Annotated in this window: 13 protein-coding genes and 1 pseudogene; 7 read left to right on the top strand and 7 right to left on the bottom strand. The window is 71.3% G+C overall.

Annotated elements, in window-relative coordinates:
- Positions 1-345: 345 nt before the first annotated feature.
- From AB0E05_RS25405 to AB0E05_RS25380, 6 genes and pseudogenes are all read left to right on the top strand, one after another.
- The gene (locus tag AB0E05_RS25405) at positions 346-1,287 is read left to right on the top strand and encodes an MFS transporter (RefSeq protein ID WP_361967427.1); all 942 of its coding nucleotides are present in this window, start codon (positions 346-348) and stop codon (positions 1,285-1,287) included.
- Between the two features lie 83 nt (positions 1,288-1,370).
- Positions 1,371-3,656 (top strand): molybdopterin oxidoreductase family protein, encoded by a 2,286-nt coding sequence (locus tag AB0E05_RS25400; protein WP_361967360.1) that lies wholly within the window; start codon positions 1,371-1,373, stop codon positions 3,654-3,656.
- Positions 3,657-3,665: 9 nt separating this feature from the next.
- Positions 3,666-4,259 (top strand): annotated as a pseudogene (locus AB0E05_RS25395) (4Fe-4S dicluster domain-containing protein); the annotation flags it as partial.
- Positions 4,260-4,336: 77 nt separating this feature from the next.
- Positions 4,337-5,065, top strand: a complete 729-nt coding sequence (locus AB0E05_RS25390; protein ID WP_361967358.1) for a Rieske (2Fe-2S) protein — start codon at positions 4,337-4,339, stop codon at positions 5,063-5,065.
- The gene (locus AB0E05_RS25385; protein WP_361967356.1) at positions 5,062-5,520 is read left to right on the top strand and encodes a hypothetical protein; all 459 of its coding nucleotides are present in this window, start codon (positions 5,062-5,064) and stop codon (positions 5,518-5,520) included. The genes AB0E05_RS25390 and AB0E05_RS25385 overlap by 4 nt, the downstream gene beginning before the upstream one ends.
- A gap of 82 nt (positions 5,521-5,602) precedes the next feature.
- The gene (locus AB0E05_RS25380; RefSeq protein WP_361967354.1) at positions 5,603-5,809 is read left to right on the top strand and encodes a hypothetical protein; all 207 of its coding nucleotides are present in this window, start codon (positions 5,603-5,605) and stop codon (positions 5,807-5,809) included.
- A 28-nt stretch (positions 5,810-5,837) separates the two neighbouring features.
- On the opposite strand, the gene mscL is transcribed toward AB0E05_RS25380, so the two are convergent.
- The 6 genes from mscL to AB0E05_RS25350 form a co-directional block, all read right to left on the bottom strand.
- Positions 5,838-6,338 carry a large conductance mechanosensitive channel protein MscL gene (mscL, locus tag AB0E05_RS25375; RefSeq protein WP_361967352.1) on the bottom strand — a complete coding sequence of 167 codons (501 nt, stop codon included), beginning with the start codon at positions 6,336-6,338 and terminating at the stop codon, positions 5,838-5,840.
- 141 nt (positions 6,339-6,479) lie between these two features.
- The gene (locus AB0E05_RS25370; protein ID WP_361967425.1) at positions 6,480-7,076 is read right to left on the bottom strand and encodes an RcpC/CpaB family pilus assembly protein; all 597 of its coding nucleotides are present in this window, start codon (positions 7,074-7,076) and stop codon (positions 6,480-6,482) included.
- Positions 7,077-7,453: 377 nt separating this feature from the next.
- A complete protein-coding gene (locus tag AB0E05_RS25365; RefSeq protein ID WP_361967350.1) occupies positions 7,454-8,293 on the bottom strand; it encodes an S-methyl-5'-thioadenosine phosphorylase in 840 nt (279 codons plus the stop codon).
- A gap of 196 nt (positions 8,294-8,489) precedes the next feature.
- The gene (locus tag AB0E05_RS25360) at positions 8,490-8,843 is read right to left on the bottom strand and encodes an FmdB family zinc ribbon protein (RefSeq protein ID WP_361967348.1); all 354 of its coding nucleotides are present in this window, start codon (positions 8,841-8,843) and stop codon (positions 8,490-8,492) included.
- A gap of 68 nt (positions 8,844-8,911) precedes the next feature.
- Positions 8,912-10,192 (bottom strand): MFS transporter, encoded by a 1,281-nt coding sequence (locus tag AB0E05_RS25355; protein ID WP_361967422.1) that lies wholly within the window; start codon positions 10,190-10,192, stop codon positions 8,912-8,914.
- 424 nt (positions 10,193-10,616) lie between these two features.
- The gene (locus AB0E05_RS25350; protein WP_361967420.1) at positions 10,617-12,104 is read right to left on the bottom strand and encodes a potassium/proton antiporter; all 1,488 of its coding nucleotides are present in this window, start codon (positions 12,102-12,104) and stop codon (positions 10,617-10,619) included.
- Between the two features lie 256 nt (positions 12,105-12,360).
- Between AB0E05_RS25350 and AB0E05_RS25345 the strand changes: the two genes are divergently transcribed.
- A complete protein-coding gene (locus AB0E05_RS25345; RefSeq protein ID WP_361967346.1) occupies positions 12,361-15,165 on the top strand; it encodes a penicillin acylase family protein in 2,805 nt (934 codons plus the stop codon).
- Between the two features lie 49 nt (positions 15,166-15,214).
- Here AB0E05_RS25345 and AB0E05_RS25340 read toward each other — a convergent pair whose 3' ends face one another.
- The gene (locus AB0E05_RS25340) at positions 15,215-15,871 is read right to left on the bottom strand and encodes a 5-formyltetrahydrofolate cyclo-ligase (protein ID WP_361967344.1); all 657 of its coding nucleotides are present in this window, start codon (positions 15,869-15,871) and stop codon (positions 15,215-15,217) included.
- Positions 15,872-15,943: the final 72 nt, after the last annotated feature.

Raw genomic sequence — 15,943 nt, 5'->3', positions numbered from 1 at the left:
GGGCCCGCCGCCCCCGGCCCTCCGCCTGCTGCGGCGAGCGGGACCACGGCGTACGGAACGGGCGCAGCGACAGTCCCACCGGGCCCGTCAGACCCGCCAGGCCAGTCAGACCCACCGGGGCCACCGGGGCCACCGGGGCCACCGGGGCCGCCGGGTCCGCCGGTTCCACCGGTTCCACCGGGTCCGCCGGTTCCACCGGGGCCGCCGGGCGAGGCGGGTGTGGTGCCGCTCGTGCCGGAGCCGAAGGACGGCAGGCGTGCTGCGGGCTCGGTGCAGGCCCGTGCCTCACTGGTCGCCGCCGCGGTCTCCGCCCTGCTGGTGCTGGCGATCGTGTTCGGCAGCCGGATGTTGCGCGACTTCGACTCCGCCCTCCTCCCCTACGCGGTCGCCACCGTCTTCCTCGCCTTCGGCATCGCCTACCGCTACACCGTCTGGGTCTCCTCCCCGGGCGCCAGCCGGCTGCTGCGGAAGGGATGGCGCAGCTTCTTCTCCCTCCGCAACGCCCGCCGCGCCCCCACCGCGCTGCCGCGGATGGCCGCCACCTATCTCGGCTTCCAGAAGTTCCTCGGCGCCCGCTCCCGGGCCCGCTGGGCGGCGCACCAGCTGATCTTCTGGGGGTGCGTGCTCGCGGCGCTGATCACCTTCCCGCTGACCTGGGGTTGGTTCACCTTCACCGCCGGCACCGGCTCGGGCCCCGGCTACGAGATGCGGATCTGGGGGATCAAGGTCCTCGGCTTCGACGCCCTGGACGCCGTGGGCTGGGTGATGTTCCACGGCCTGGACCTCGCCGCGGTGCTGGTCATCCCCGGTGCCTCGTACTTCCTGTGGCGCCGGCTCAAGGACCGTGCCGCCACCACCGGCCAGCGCTTCGCCTACGACCTGATCCCGCTGATCGCCCTGATCGTGATCTCCGTGACGGGCCTCCTCCTCACCTTCTCGTCGCTTTTCCTGCACGGCGGGGGCTACGAGTTCCTGGCGGTCCTGCACATGGTGGCCGTGGTCTTCACGCTCATCTACCTCCCCTTCGGCAAGTTCTTCCACATCGTCCAGCGGCCCGCCGCCGTGGGCACGCAGCTCTTCACCTACACCGCGCGCCAGGACGAACCGGTCCTCGCCTGCCGCCGCTGCGGCGAGACCATCGGCACCGCCCCGTACGTAGACAACCTCCGGGGCACCATGCGGGACCTGGACCTCGGCTTCGACGAGTGGGCGGAGTACTGCCCCCGGTGCAAGCGGACGCTGCGGGGCACCGCGTACCTCTCCCACGTCAAGAAGGGCTTCCAGTGACGACCGCGCCGCGCCAGCCCGGACCTGCCGGCCACGGGCCCGGCCCGGGAGGCGAACCCGGGCCCGGGTCTGGACCTGTGTCCGTGCCCTTCGACAACGCGATCGCCCCGCCCGGCACCCGCAGCTTCCGGGACGCCGGCGGCATCCCCGCCGACCGGTGGCACGCCGACCAGCACGGCGAGACGCTCGTCCCCACCCACTGCTGCTTCTGCGGCGTCCAGTGCGGCATGTACCTCCGGGTCGACCGCGGCGGCAAGGTCTTCGGTGTCGAGCCCCGCAACCACGACATCAACCGGATGCGGCTCTGCCCCAAGGGCATCAATGCGTATCAGCAGGTCAACCACCCGGACCGGCTGACCGCCCCGCTGCTGCGCCACTCGCGCGACGCACCCTTCAGGGAAGCCACCTGGGACGAGGCGCTGGACTTCACCGCCGCCGAGATCCGCCGCATCCAGGACGCCCACGGCAAGGACGCCTTCGGCTTCCTCGGCGGCGCGAGCCTGTTCACCGAGAAGACCTACCTCGTGGGGAAGTTCGCCAGGGTCGCCCTCGGCACCCGGCACGTCGACTACAACGGCCGTCTGTGCATGGTCTCCGCAGCGGGGGCGAACAAGCTCGCCTTCGGCATCGACCGCGCCGGCAACCCCTTCTCCGACATCCTCCTCACCGACTGCCTGCTGCTGGTCGGCGCCAACGTGGGGGAGTGCTTCCCCGTGCTGACGCAGTACGTGTGGGGGGCCAGGGACCGCGGCGCGAGCCTCATCGTCGTCGACCCGCGCGAGACGGCCGTGGCCCGGACCGCGGACATCCACGTCGCCCTCAAGCCCGGCACCGACGCCGCCTTCTTCAACGCCGTCCTCAACGTCATCGTCGACGAAGGGCTCACCGACGAGGCGTACCTCGCCGCGCACACCACCGGCTGGCCGGAGGTCAGGGCGCAGGCCGCCGAGTTCCCGCCCGGGCGGGCCGCGGAGATCTGCGGTGTGCCCGTCGAGCAGATCGTGCAGGTCGCCCGGGCCTTCGGCACCGCGGACAACGCCATGGCCTGGCACGCCCGCGGCATCGAGCACCACTCCCAGGGCGTGGAGAACTGCCTCTCCGTCATCAACCTCTGCGTCGCCACCGGCAACCTCGGCCGCCCCGGCGCCGGCTACGGCACCCTCACCGGCCAGGGCAACGGCCAGGGCGGCCGGGAGCACGGCCAGAAGTCCGACCTGCTGCCCGGTGGCCGCTCCATCAACGACGAGGAGCACCGCCGCCAGATCTGCGAGATCTGGGGCATCGACCCCGCCGAGCTGCCGCGTGCGGGGACCTCCATGATGGAGATGGTCTGGCAGATGCAGCGCGGCGAGATCCGCGGCCTGATCGGCGTCTGCAACAACCCCTTCGTCTCCCTCCCCAACTACGACGTCGTCAAGGGCGGCTACGACGCCCTCGAATTCCACGCCCAGTTCGACTTCTTCCTCTCCGAGACGGCGGCCAACGCCCACGTCGTCTTCCCCGTCACCACCTGGGCCGAGGACGAGGGCGTGATGGCCAACGCCGAAGCCCGCGTCGTCAAGCACAACAAGGCCCAGGAGCCGCCGGAGGGCGTGCGCACCGACACCTGGGTCCTGTGCCGGCTCGCCGAACGCCTCGGTGCGGGCGACAAGTTCCGCTACCAGGGGTCGCGCGACGTCTTCGAGGAACTGCGCATCGCCTCCGCCGGGACCGTCAACGACTACTACGGCATCACCTACGAACGGCTGGAGGAGACGGGCGGCATCGTCTGGCCCTGCCCGTCGACCGACCACCCGGGCACCCCACGGCTCTTCGAGGACGGGCGCACCCACCACGCGGACGGCCTGATCCACCTCCAGGCCGTCGGCTGGCACCCGCCCGTCGACCCGTACGACGACGACCACCCGCTGTCGCTGACCACCGGCCGGACCGTGGCGCACTTCCTCTCCGGCAACCAGACCCGCAGGCTCGGCGCGCTGGTCGAGCAGACCCCGCGGCCCTGGGTGGAGGTCCACCCCGCCCACGGCTTCCGCTCCGGCGACCCCGTGCGGGTGGTCACCCGGCGTGGCAGCGAGGTCTTCCCCGCCCTGGTCACCGAGGCGATCCGCCCCGACACGGTCTTCATCCCCTACCACTGGCCGGTGCCCACGGCCGCCAACGCGCTCACCATCGACGCCCTCGACCCCCGTTCCAAGATTCCCGAGTACAAGGTCTGCGCCTGCCGCATCGAGCGGGCCGAGCACGTCGACGACGTCCCCGAGCCGCCCACGGCCCCCGGCCACCGGGCGTACCCGGAAGTCCAGGCCGCCCGGACCGACCCCCTGCCGCCCTCGGCACCCCAGGGGCGGGGCACCGGCGAGAGGAGCTGAGGCCCGACCATGATGGGCAGAACGATCTTCATCGACCCCGGCCGCTGCATCGGCTGCCAGGCGTGCGTCTCCGCCTGCCGCGAGTGCGACTCCCACCGCGGCCAATCCATGATCCATCTCGACTACCCCGACGAGGGTCATTCCGTCGCCTCCCTTCCCACGGTCTGCATGCACTGCGAGGACCCCGTCGCGCCCTGCGCCGAGGTCTGCCCGGCCGACGCGATCCTGGTCACCGCCGACGGCGTGGTGCAGCAGGCCGACACCACCCGCTGCATCGGCTGCGCCAACTGCGTCAACGCCTGCCCCTTCGGCGTACCGAAGATCGACCTCGCGGCGAAGCTCCAGATGAAGTGCAACCTCTGTTACGACCGCACCTCGGTCGGCCTCGCCCCGATGTGCGCCACGGTCTGCCCCACCGGGGCCCTCTTCTACGGCACCGTCGACGAACTGCGGGCCGAGCGCCCCGGAGTGCAGGTCGCCGACTCGTTCACCTTCGGCCGGTCCACGGTCAGGACCGGCGTCGCGATGGTCGTCCCGGCGGACAAGGTGCAGTGGCCCGTCCCCGGAGGGCTGCCCGTCATCTCGGTCAACGGCGTGGACGTCCCCGGCGCGGGTGCCGTCCGGGACTCGGCACCGCCCGACGCCACCGGGCCGCAGGTGACGGGGGAGGCGGATCCGCGATGAGCCTCACCGCACCCCCGCCGGCCGACCCCTCAGACCCCTACGGTCCCCAGGGACCGTCCGGGCCGTCGGGGCCCACCGACCCGCCCGACCCGCCCGGCCCGTCCGGAGCAGCGGGGCCACCCTCGGGCGACGGCTCGCAAGAGGCCCTGAACGACCGGATCTCCGCGGACTCCCTCACCACCCGGCGCGACTACCTGCGCATCGTCACCACCGTCTCCGGCGGCCTCGCCGTCGGCGGCCTCGGCGTCGCCGCCGGCATCCTGCACCGCCACAACGACTCCGAGGGGGTGCCCGAGCCCAAGAAGATCGCAGATCAACTCGGTCCCGGCGAGTCGATCGCCTTCCGCTACCCCCGCGACGAGGACCGTGCCCTGGCCGTACGACTCGTGGACGGCAGCCTCGTCGGCTACTCCGCGGTCTGCACCCACCTCGCCTGCGCGGTGCTCTACCGCGCCGACCGCGGCCAACTCGGCGAACTGCTCTGCCCCTGCCACGAAGGGGTCTTCGACGTCCGCACCGGGGAGGTCACCGCCGGCCCGCCGCCGCGCCCCCTGCCGCGGGTGATCGTCACCGAGGACCTCGACGGCAGCATCTGGGCCCTGGCGACCACCCGATCCGGAGAGAGCGACAAGGACGCCTGGTGTCGACAGCTCGCCGAGGTCGCCCCCGAGCGGGCCATCGAACTCGGCTGTCCCGGCGCGGAGCTCCCGAAAGGCCAGGCATGACCGACTCACCGCAGCCGCAGCCGCAGCCGCAGCCGCAGCCGCAGCCGCCGAACCCCGGGCTTGAACGCATCCGGCCCTCGGACGCGAGCCAGCCGCCGCCGTACCCCCCTCCGCCGACCTATCGGCCGGGCAGCGCCGATCCGAGGCTGAACCGGCCCGTCCGCGAACGCTATCCCCAGATCAGACCGACCAGCGGCTGGGGAGACCCCCGGATCAGCCACACCGGCCCGGGGCCCGGCGCCGGGGGCGAACAGCAGCCGGAGCGGTCGGCCGCCCTCACGGCCCGGCTGGTGCTGGCCATGACCGTGGTCGTCGGCCAGCTCTGGGGGCTGACCGTGATCGTCAACGCTTGGATGCAGGGCAACACCGGCACGGCCTGGTGGGGTGCGGGCTTCCTCTGCCTGTCGTTCCTCGTCGTCCTCGTGATCTGGCTGCTCGACCCCAAGGACCGCTGACCTTCCGGGCCGTTCGAGGGCGACGGATGCGGGCGGTCGGATGGGCGGCGTCGCGGGCTGCGATGCGCCGTACCCTGGTGGTATGAGCACCGCCCCCACCCCCGGACCGCGCGATGCGAAGCGGCCCCGGCGGCAGAATCCCAAGCCGGGCCTGGTCTTCGACGATCCGCTGGACCAGCAGTCCTCGGACGATACGGACCGCGGGTGGGGTGAGCGGGCTCCTGCGAGCACGAGCAGCGCGGACGATCTCGCGCGCTTCCTCGACGAGAAGCCGCCCCACCACCTCTGAGCACCGACCGCCGCTGGGCGGACCGGCCCTAGGGCCGGTCGGAAGGCTGGCCGCCCGTCGCCCCGCCCGGTGCACCGCCGGCGCGCGACTGCGCCACCAGCGCGTCCCGGATCTCCTTGAGGACCTCCAGCTCCGACAGCTCGACGACCTCCTTCGTGCCTTCCTTCGCCGCGTCCCGGGCAGCCTTGCGGGCCAGGTACTTCGCCATGGGCAGCACCATGAGGAAGTAGACGACGGCGGCGGTGATGAGGAAGCTCAGCGTCGCCCCGAGGACGGAGCCCCAGAGGATCTGGATGCCCTGGACCTCTCCGTTCACCACCTTGCAGGTGCCCTTGATGCAGGAGCTGTAGGAGTCGAGGTCCTGGGTGCCGAACGCGCCGACGACCGGGTTGATGATGCCCTTCACGACGGAGTTCACGACTTGGGTGAACGCCGCGCCGATGACAACGGCCACCGCCAGGTCGATCACGTTCCCACGCATCAGGAACGCCTTGAAGCCCTCCAGAAGGCTGACTTTCTTCTCGGTCACCGCTGAGCCTTTCTTCACGAACACGGAATGCGGAGTCAAACGCTCCGCAACCTACGGCACGCGGTGGAGGCGCTGTCCAATCAAGGAGGGGAACGAGGCGCAACGGCGGTACGCCAGTACGAGTCAGGAAGGGGCGGGGACTCAGCACACCGCCACCACCAAACGGGAACTCGCGGCGGCTTCAGCCAACTCGGCGGCCGTGGCCCGGGGCACCGACAGCACCACGAGCGCCCCGCCGGCCGCGTCGCCGTCGGCCGTCTCGACAGCACTGTCCGCATCGGTCGCGCCGTCCGGACCGGGCCCTCGCAGACCCCGTCCGGGCACGGACTCCACCCGTACCCCGGCCGCCACGACCCGGGCCTCCGGCGCTGCCTCGGCGGCGGCACCGACCCCCATGGGCGAAGGCGCGGCGATCACATCGACCCGGTCACCCGGTCGTAGCAACCGCACCGTCGCCGCATCAGCGATCCGCACCGGAGCGGACACCAGGCGCACCGGGGGTCCAGGATCCTCGGCGACCCGGGACGCACCCCGCACCGCCGCCGTCGCAGCATCGTCCGACGCCGCCGAGCCGCGGGCTCCGGAAGCAGCGACGGCTGCCGCGACCACCGTGAGCCCGGCCGCCACCGCGCGCCGTCGCCTCCTCAGCGCCCGTCGCAGCCGGTGCGCGCCGCCCCGTACCCGCAAGGGAGGGAAGGGGGGAACGCTGCGGGGCTCGGGTACGGGAGAGGGCGGCAGCCCCGGAGCCGTGGAGAAGGGCGGGCTCACACCCGTCGCACCCGCACCCGCGCCCGCGCCCGAACAAGCGCCAGGACCCGCGCCCGAGCCCGATGAAGTCGTACGCAGCGAAGCCGCAGCGCCGGGGCGGCCGGAGCCGGGGGCACCCGCGGAGGGAGGGAAGGTCGTCATCGTCATGCACCGCCTGCCGTGTGGATCGTGAGAGCTGTTGCGTCCCGGCCGTCTTCGACCGCGTGACCTCACGATCCACCCGTCGTCGGAATCCCGCTGACGCCTGTGGACAACCACTCAGCTGTGGATAACTTCCTCACCCACACGAGTGCCCTCGCCCGTTCCGGCCCCTCACTCACACGGGCCCGAACCCTCCCCGGCCAAGCTCAGGGAAGGTCGATTCCCAGGTTCCAGCCCTCGTGTGCCTGCGTGCAGAGGCAGTCCCGTTCTCCGACCGCCGGCAGCGCCCCCACCGCGTCGAAGAGCACCGTGCGCAGCCGGTCCACGTTCTCGCCGAAGACCCGCATCACCTCGGTGTGCGAGACGCCGTCGCCGGTCTCCGCCCCCGCGTCCAAGTCCGTGACCAGCGCCAACGCCGTGTAGCACAGCTCCAGTTCACGGGCGAGCACCGCCTCCGGATGCCCGGTCATGCCCACGATCGCCCCGCCCGCCGCCGCGTACCACTGCGACTCGGCCCGGGTGGAGAACCGCGGTCCCGCTATGACGACGAGGGTCCCTCCGTCGACCGGCTCCCACTCCCGCCCCCGTGCCGCCTTGATCGCCACGGCGCGCCCCGCAGGGCAGTAAGGGTCGGCGAAGCCGGTGTGGACGACGTTCGGAACGACGCCGTCCGCGCGGGTCACCCCGTCGAAGTAGGTCTCGGCCCGCCCCTTCGTGCGGTCCACGAGCTGGTCCGGTACGACCAGCGTCCCCGGCCCGTAGTCCGGCCGGAGGCCGCCCACGGCGCACGGCGCCAGCACCTGTCGCACGCCCACCGAGCGCAGCGCCCACAGGTTGGCTCGGTAGTTGATCCCGTGCGGGGGAACGCTGTGGCTGCGTCCGTGACGGGGGAGGAAGGCGACCCTCCGGCCCGACACCTCGCCGAGGAAGAGGGAGTCGCTGGGGCTGCCGTAGGGGGTGTCCACCTGGACCTCGGTGACGTCCTCAAGGAAGGAGTAGAGTCCCGAGCCGCCGATCACGCCGATCTCTGCGTTCGCATTCGCCATGGCGGTCACACTATCGACGGCCGCCGTGCCGGAGGAGACCCCCCGAACGCCCGCCCCTCCCTGGCCCCGGACGTCCGGGGCCCTCCCGGCCCGGACACGCCAACGTCCCCGTCGTCCAGGACGGACGGGGACGTGCGGACGAGACCGTTGAAGGGGCGAAGAACGTACTACGTACTTCGCACTACGAGTGGGTTGCTCAGGCGGCCGAGGTGCTGGCGCTCGACGTCGACGAGGACGTCCCCGCCGAAGCCTTGTCGGAACCGGAACCGGAGCTGGAACCGGACCCCGAGTCGGAAGACGAGCCCGAAGCCGCCTTGTCGGAGCCCTTCGACGAGGAAGCGGAAGACGAAGCCGGCGAGCTGCTGGACGACGAGCCGCGGCTGTCGTTCCGGTAGAAGCCCGAGCCCTTGAAGACGATGCCGACCGCGGAGAACACCTTCTTCAGGCGTCCGTCGCAGCTGGGGCACACGGTCAGGGCGTCGTCCGTGAACTTCTGCACCGCCTCAAGGCCCTCGCCGCATTCGGTGCACTGGTACTGGTAGGTCGGCACGTGTCTTCCTCCTGGCACTCTCACTCGATGAGTGCTAACGACGGTCTATAGTGACCTATTCCAACGGATCAGTCCACCGGCACCTGTGGGCGGTGATTCTTCCCACGCGCTCCCCGCGCTCCCCGCGCTCCCCGCGCCGCTATCCGCCCCTCGGCCGACGGCGTGAGCCGTGACCGCAGCGACACCAGCGTGACCAGCGCGAACGCGGTCCCCACCAGCGGCACCAGGAACCCGGCGCTCGCCCCGCGCGCATCCGCCAGCTGTCCCGCCGCGGTCACGGCGAGGGCCTGCCCCAGCGCCACGGCGCCCGTCAGCCAGGTGAACGCCTCCGTCCGCGCCGACGCCGGCACCAGCGCCTCCACCAGGGTGTAGCCGCCGATCAGCGCGGGCGCGATGCACAGGCCGACCAACAGTCCGAGCGCGCCGAGCAGCACCACGGAGTGCGCGGTCCACAGCAGCGACGCGGTGAGCGTGAGCCCGACGTACCCGACGACCACCCGCCGCAGCGGGCCGTTCTTCCAGGCGATGGCGCCGCACGCGATGCCGGCCAGCATGTTGCCCGCCGCGAAGGTCCCGTACAGCACGCCGTTGACGCCCGGATTGCCGATCTCCTCGCTGAACGCCGTCACGGAGACCTGCATGCCGCCGAAGACGGAACCGATGCCCAAGAAGGCCACCGCGAGCACCCGCACACCCGGTACGGAGAGCGCGGACGCACGCTCGTGACCTGCGGCGGAGCCGTCGCCGTAACCCTTTGTTCCCGCGCCGCCCTTAAGGACCGGCGGTTGCGTGCGGTACTGCGCGGCGAAGAGCAGGCCGCCCACGAGCGTCAGCGCGGCCTCGGCGATCAGTCCGGCCGCCGGGTGCACGCCGGTGCTCAGCGCGGTCGCGAGCACCGGGCCCACCACGAACGTGAACTCGTCCGTCACGGACTCGAAGGCCGCGGCCGTCGACATCAGGGGCGAGCCGTCCAGCTTCGCCGCCCACCGGGCCCGCACCATCGGACCTATCTGCGGTACGGACGCGCCCGTCGGCACGGCCGCCGCGAACAGCGCCCACAGCGGCGCCCCGCTCAGCGCGAGCACCGTCAGGGCGGCGACCGAGGCCGTGTGCACCACGACCCCGGGCAGCAGCACCGCGCGCTGCCCGAAGCGGTCGGCGAGCTTCCCGCTCTGCGGCGCGAACAGCGCCATCGCGACGCCGGTGACGGCCGCGACGGCGCCCGCGCTGCCGTACGAGCCGGTGGTGTGCTCGACGAGCAGCACGATGCCGATGGTCAGCATCGCGAACGGCTGCCGGGCGGCGAAGCCGGGGAGCAGGAAGGTCCACGCGCCGGGGGTGCGCAGCAGTTGCCCGTATCCGGGGCGGGCCGGCTGCGCCGACTTCTCAGGCCCCTCGGGGCGTCCCCGCGGGGCCTCGGGGGCACCGTCGGGGTTCGGGGTGACCGCGGAGTCCACGGTCCGTGCCTTTCTGCCGCCTGGTAGCGGGCCCCCGGGGTGCGGGAGCCGGCCGAGAGCTGTCCACTCGCGCGGAACTGCGGTAGATACCGGGGCCCACTGCGAGGACTCCTCGGCCGCCATGCGGTCGCGCCAGCTCTGCGTCAGGCAGAGGTGGTCGATCAGGTGTGGCCATGGTAACCGGCCAAACCGGACGCAGGGGCCAGCTGACCAGCCGCGCCGCACGCCGACCCACCCGTACGGCGACCTGCCCGTACGCCGATCAGCGCGCCGCGCCCCGACCCGGACCCCCGGCGGACCGAGGGCCGCCCCGGTCTCAGCTCGCCGTGCCCAGCCACCCCGCGAGCTTGCCGCCCTGCGCCACGGCTCTGAGCCGTCGCTCCGTCGAGTCCCGCACCGGGTCCGTCGCCACGACCAGCAGTTCGTCCCCGCGCCTGAGCACGGTCGACGGCAGCGGTACGAAGCTCTTCCCGTCCCGTACGACCAGCGTGACCGCGGCCCCGCCCGGCAGCCGCAGCTCCGCGACCTCCACCCCGTGCATCTTGGACTCGTCCGGGATGGAGACGGAGAGCAGGTGTCCGCGCAGCCGCTCCAGCGGCGCCGACTCGATGCCCAGGTCGGACGGGGCGCCCGGCCCCAGCTTCAGGGCCTTGGCCAGCCACGGCAGCGTCGGCCCCTGCACCAGGGTGTACACGACGACCAGCACGAAGACGATGTTGAAGATCCGGGTGCTGTCGGCCACCCCGGACACCATGGGGATCGTGGCCAGGATGATGGGCACCGCCCCGCGCAGCCCCGCCCACGACAGCAGGACCTGTTCCCGCCAGGAGATCGAGAACGGCACCAGGCTCACCAGGACCGACAGGGGACGCGCGACCACGGTCAGCACCAGTCCGATGACCAGCGCCGGCACCAGGTCGTCGCCCAGCTCGTGCGGTGTCACCAGCAGCCCCAGCAGGACGAACATCCCGATCTGGGCGAGCCATCCCAGCCCTTCGGCGAAGCCGCGACTGGCGGGGGCGTGCGGCAGCTTGGAGTTCCCGAGCACGACCGCGGCCAGATAGACGGCGAGGAAGCCGCTGCCATGGGCCATGGCGCCGGCCGCGTACGCGATCACCGCGATCGCCATCACGGCGATCGGGTAGAGCCCGGAGGCCGGCAGCGCCACGTGTCGCAGCCCGAGGGCGCCGAGGAAGCCGATGCCCAGACCGATGCCCGCGCCGATCGCCAGCTCCAGCGCTATCTTCCCGACGAGCACGTACCAGTCGTCGACCGGGCCGGCCGTCGAGAAGGCGACGACGAGGATGACGACGGGGGCGTCGTTGAAGCCGGACTCTGCTTCCAGGACGCCGGTGACCCGGGACGGCAGCGGGACCCTGCGCAGGACGGAGAAGACCGCCGCCGCGTCCGTCGACGAGACCACGGCGCCGATGATCAGCGCCTGTCGCCACTCCAGTCCGACCAGGTAGTGCGCAGCCGCGGCCGTGACGCCCACGCTGAACGCGACGCCGATCGTGGACAGCACGACGGCCACGGGCAACGCGGGTTTGATCTCCTGCCATTTGGTGCCAAGGCCACCTTCGGCCAAAATCACCACAAGGGCGGCATAACCTATCACTTGCGTCAGCTCGGCATTGTTGAACGTGACGTTGAAGATGCCGTCCTGGCCTATGGCGACGCCGATGCCCAAGTACAGCAGCAGGCTGGGGAGCCCGCTGCGGGACGAGATGCGCACCGCAGCGACGGCGATCAACAGCACGAGCGCGCTGCTGAACAGGAGCTCGTTGAGGTCGTGGACAGTCAGTGGCCGATCCTTCCCCTCGCGCCTCTACGTGCCGGACGGTGAATCCGGGCGGCGACACTTCGTTACCTTACCTAATCTTTAACGTTTCCTTGACGCCGGGGGCGAAGCTTCGAGGTCCGGGTACCCAACTGTCGTGAATGGGACGCAAGGTGACGCTCTGGCGGGGTGCTTGTGGATACCGCGTCCGGGCGAGGCCGCAGCTGCGCCTATGGTTGCTCCAGCACCCCAGGACCAGCTTGCGCCTCGAAGGACAGCGATGCCCTCCAACACAACGGCCTCTTCCCCCAAGAAGAAGAAGGGGCGACGCGGTCGTCTGATCGTGATCCTCCTGGTGCTGGCTCTCCTCGGGGGCGTCGGCTACGGCGGCTACTGGGGCGTCGACGCGGTCCGCGCCTCCTTCCCGCAGACGACCGGCGAGATAAAGATCGACGGGCTCAAGGGCAAGGTCGAGGTCAAGCGGGACGACTACGGAATCCCGCAGCTGTACGCCGACAGCGACGAGGACCTCTTCCGTGCCCAGGGCTTCGTCCACGCGCAGGACCGCTTCTGGGAGATGGACGTACGCCGGCACATGACCGCGGGCCGCCTCTCCGAGATGTTCGGCAAGGACCAGGTCGAGACGGACGCCTTCCTCCGCACCCTGGGCTGGCGCAAGATCGCGCAGCAGGAGTACGACCAGAAGCTCTCGGCCGAGACGAAGAAGTACCTGGACTCGTACGCGGCGGGCGTCAACGCGTACCTCAAGGACAGGTCGGGCAAGGAGCTCTCGGTCGAGTACGCGGCCCTCGGGTTCGTGAACGGCGACTACAAGCCGGAGCCGTGGACGCCGGTGGACTCGGTGGCCTGGCTCAAGGCGATGGCGTGGGACCTGCGCGGCAACATGCAGGACGAGATCGACCGTTCGCTGATGACCAGCCGGCTGTCCCAGGAGCAGATCCAGCAGCTGTACCCGAAGTACCCGTTCGACCGGAACCGGCCGATCGTCGACCGGGGCGCGGTCGACGAGTCCGACAGTCGCTTCGACCTGAAGGCAGAGCCCTCCCGCGACAGCGACAGCGGCAACAGCGGCAACGGGAACAACAACGACGGCATCTCGTCCAACAGCGGCGCGAACAACGAGGGATTCACCGGCGGCACCAACTCCTCCGACGCCATCGAGGGCCTGAACACGCAGCTCTCCTCCCTCTCCGACAACCTGGACGCGCTCCCCGCCCTGCTCGGCCCGAACGGCAGCGGCATCGGCTCCAACTCCTGGGTCGTCTCCGGCAAGCACACGACCACCGAGAAGCCCCTGCTGGCCAACGACCCGCACCTCGCGCCGCAGCTGCCCTCGCTCTGGTACCAGATGGGCCTTCACTGCCGCGAGAAGTCCGACTCCTGCTCGTTCGACACCGCCGGTTACACCTTCTCCGGCATGCCCGGCGTGATCATCGGACACAACCAGGACGTCGCCTGGGGCCTGACCAACATGGGCGCGGACGTCACGGACCTCTACCTGGAGAAGATCTCCGGCGACAGCTACACCTACGACGGCAAGCAGAAGCCGCTGACGGTGACCGAAGAGGTCATCAAGGTCGCCGGCGGCAAGAGCAAGACGATCACGGTGCGCTCCACCGACCGGGGCCCCCTCGTCTCCGACCGGAGCACCGAGCTGGAGAAGGTCGGCCAGCAGGCCCAGGTCCCGAACTCCGCCCCGGACCGCGCCACCGGTTACGGCGTGTCCCTCCAGTGGACCGCGCTGCAGCCGGGCAACAGCATGGACGCCGTCTTCGGGCTGAACCGCGCCGACGACTTCGACTCCTTCCGCAAGGCCGCCCGCAAGTTCGAGGTGCCGTCGCAGAACCTGATCTACGCGGACGCCGACGGCAAGATCGGCTACCAGGCCCCCGGCAAGATCCCGGTCCGCGCGAAGGGCAAGGGCGACAAGCCCGCGCCCGGCTGGGACCCGGCGTACAAGTGGGACGGCTACATCCCCTTCGAGGAGATGCCGTACGAGGAGGACCCCGAGCGCGGCTACATCGTCACCGCGAACCAGGCCGTGATCGACGACTCGTACAAGCACGACCTCACCGTGGACTGGGGCTACGGCGCCCGCAGCCAGCGCATCAACGACATGATCGAGCAGAAGATCAAGGACGGGGGGAAGATCTCCACCGAGGACATGCGCACGATGCAGACGGACAACAAGAGCGAGATCGCCAAGCTGCTGACGCCCACCCTCATGAAGATCAACATCTCGGACCCGAACATCCGCGAGGCCCAGAAGCTGCTGGAGGGCTGGGACTACAGCCAGGAGCCGGACTCCGCAGCCGCCGCGTACTTCAACGCCGTGTGGCGCAACATCCTCAAGCTCGCCTTCGGCAACAAGCTCCCCAAGGAACTGCGCGTCAAGGGCGACTGCCTCTTCGTCCGCCCGGCCGGCAGCAACGCCCCGGCCGACCAGATCGAGCCGGTCGAGGAGTGCGGTACGCGCGACGCGGACTCGGCGCAGCCGGACGGCGGCGACCGCTGGTTCGAGGTGGTCCGCTCGATCGTGGACGACGAGGACAACCCCTGGTGGCAGTCGCCCCGCAGCCGTACGGACAAGGCGACCGACACCCGCGACGAACTCTTCGCCCGCGCCATGGAGGACGCCCGCTGGGAGCTCACGGCCGAGATGGGCAAGGACATCGACAGCTGGAGCTGGGGCCGGCTGCACCAGTTGCAGCTGAAGAACCAGACCCTGGGCACCAAGGGCCCCGGCGTCGTCAAGTACCTGCTCAACCGCGGTCCGTGGAACCTTGCCGGCGGCGAGGCCACGGTGAACGCCACCGGCTGGAACGCCGCGGCGGGCTACGACGTGGTGTGGGTGCCGTCGATGCGGATGGTCGTGAACGTCGGCGACTGGGACCGGTCGCGCTGGATCAACCTCTCCGGCGCCTCCGGCCACGCCTACAGCGCGCACTACACCGATCAGACGGACAAGTGGGCCAAGGGCGAGCTGCTCGACTGGTCCTTCACTCCGGACGCGGTGCAGAAGAACACCGTCGACACGCTCACCCTCACCCCGGCGACGGGCTGAGCACGGGCCGTCAGACACGACCTGAGCGCGTCTGACGGCCGGATCACGATCAGAAGCGCCGGACGCCGTCCGGTGTGACCACCGCGTGCACGGGGTGGTCGTGCGCCTCCTCCGGAAGGTGCGCGACCACCTCGTTCGCGTACAGCAGCACGATCAGCGGCGGCACCGCCGCGGAGGTCGCGAGCCGGGCGAGCACCCGGTCGTACGAGCCGCCGCCGCGCCCCAGGCGCATCCCGCGCGCGTCCACGGCCAGCCCGGGCAGCAGTACGGCGTCCGCCTCCCGTACGGCATCGGGTCCGAGCCGCGGCCCCGCCGGCTCCAGCAGCCCCCGCCCGGCGCGCACCAACTGCTCGGCGCCCTCGTACACGCCCCAGTCCAGGTCGTCGTCGGCCAGCAAGACCGGAAGCAGCACGCGTACGCCCCGGGCGCGTAGCGCGTCGAGGAGCGCGCGCGTGCCCGGCTCGCGCCCCACGGAGACGTACGCGGCGAGGGTGCGGGCGCCGGTCAGTTCCGGGAGGGAGAGGGCGTGCCGGGTGATGGCTTCGGCGGCCTGCCGGACGTCGTCGGGCGACAGCGCGGCGCGGGCGTCCAGCAGGTCACGCCGTACGGAGCGCTTCGCGGCGGCCAGCCCTCCCGCGGGCCGGTCGCCCCCCTCGGCCCCGCCGCCCCGCCCCTGCGCCGCGCCTTGTGAGCGTTCGTCGTCCATCGCCGCCGTCACCCCCGCCCTGCCCGGGAAATCCCGAGGGAATGCACAACTTCTCCCGACTTTCTCCGCATC

The sequence above is a fragment of the Streptomyces sp. NPDC048057 genome, assembly GCF_040653095.1.
Lineage (GTDB): Bacteria > Actinomycetota > Actinomycetes > Streptomycetales > Streptomycetaceae > Streptomyces.
The sequence above is the reverse complement of the archived record's forward strand: the minus strand, read 5'-3'. Positions and strand labels throughout refer to the sequence as shown.

Excerpts from the sequence above, each read along its gene's own strand:
- AB0E05_RS25405 (WP_361967427.1), top strand. The coding sequence starts at position 346 with ATGTTGCGCGACTTCGACTCCGCCCTCCTCCCCTACGCGGTCGCCACC.
- AB0E05_RS25365 (WP_361967350.1), bottom strand. The coding sequence starts at position 8,293 with ATGGCGAATGCGAACGCAGAGATCGGCGTGATCGGCGGCTCGGGACTC.
- AB0E05_RS25380 (WP_361967354.1), top strand. The coding sequence starts at position 5,603 with ATGAGCACCGCCCCCACCCCCGGACCGCGCGATGCGAAGCGGCCCCGG.
- AB0E05_RS25390 (WP_361967358.1), top strand. The coding sequence starts at position 4,337 with ATGAGCCTCACCGCACCCCCGCCGGCCGACCCCTCAGACCCCTACGGT.
- AB0E05_RS25340 (WP_361967344.1), bottom strand. The coding sequence starts at position 15,871 with ATGGACGACGAACGCTCACAAGGCGCGGCGCAGGGGCGGGGCGGCGGG.
- AB0E05_RS25345 (WP_361967346.1), top strand. The coding sequence starts at position 12,361 with ATGCCCTCCAACACAACGGCCTCTTCCCCCAAGAAGAAGAAGGGGCGA.
- AB0E05_RS25385 (WP_361967356.1), top strand. The coding sequence starts at position 5,062 with ATGACCGACTCACCGCAGCCGCAGCCGCAGCCGCAGCCGCAGCCGCAG.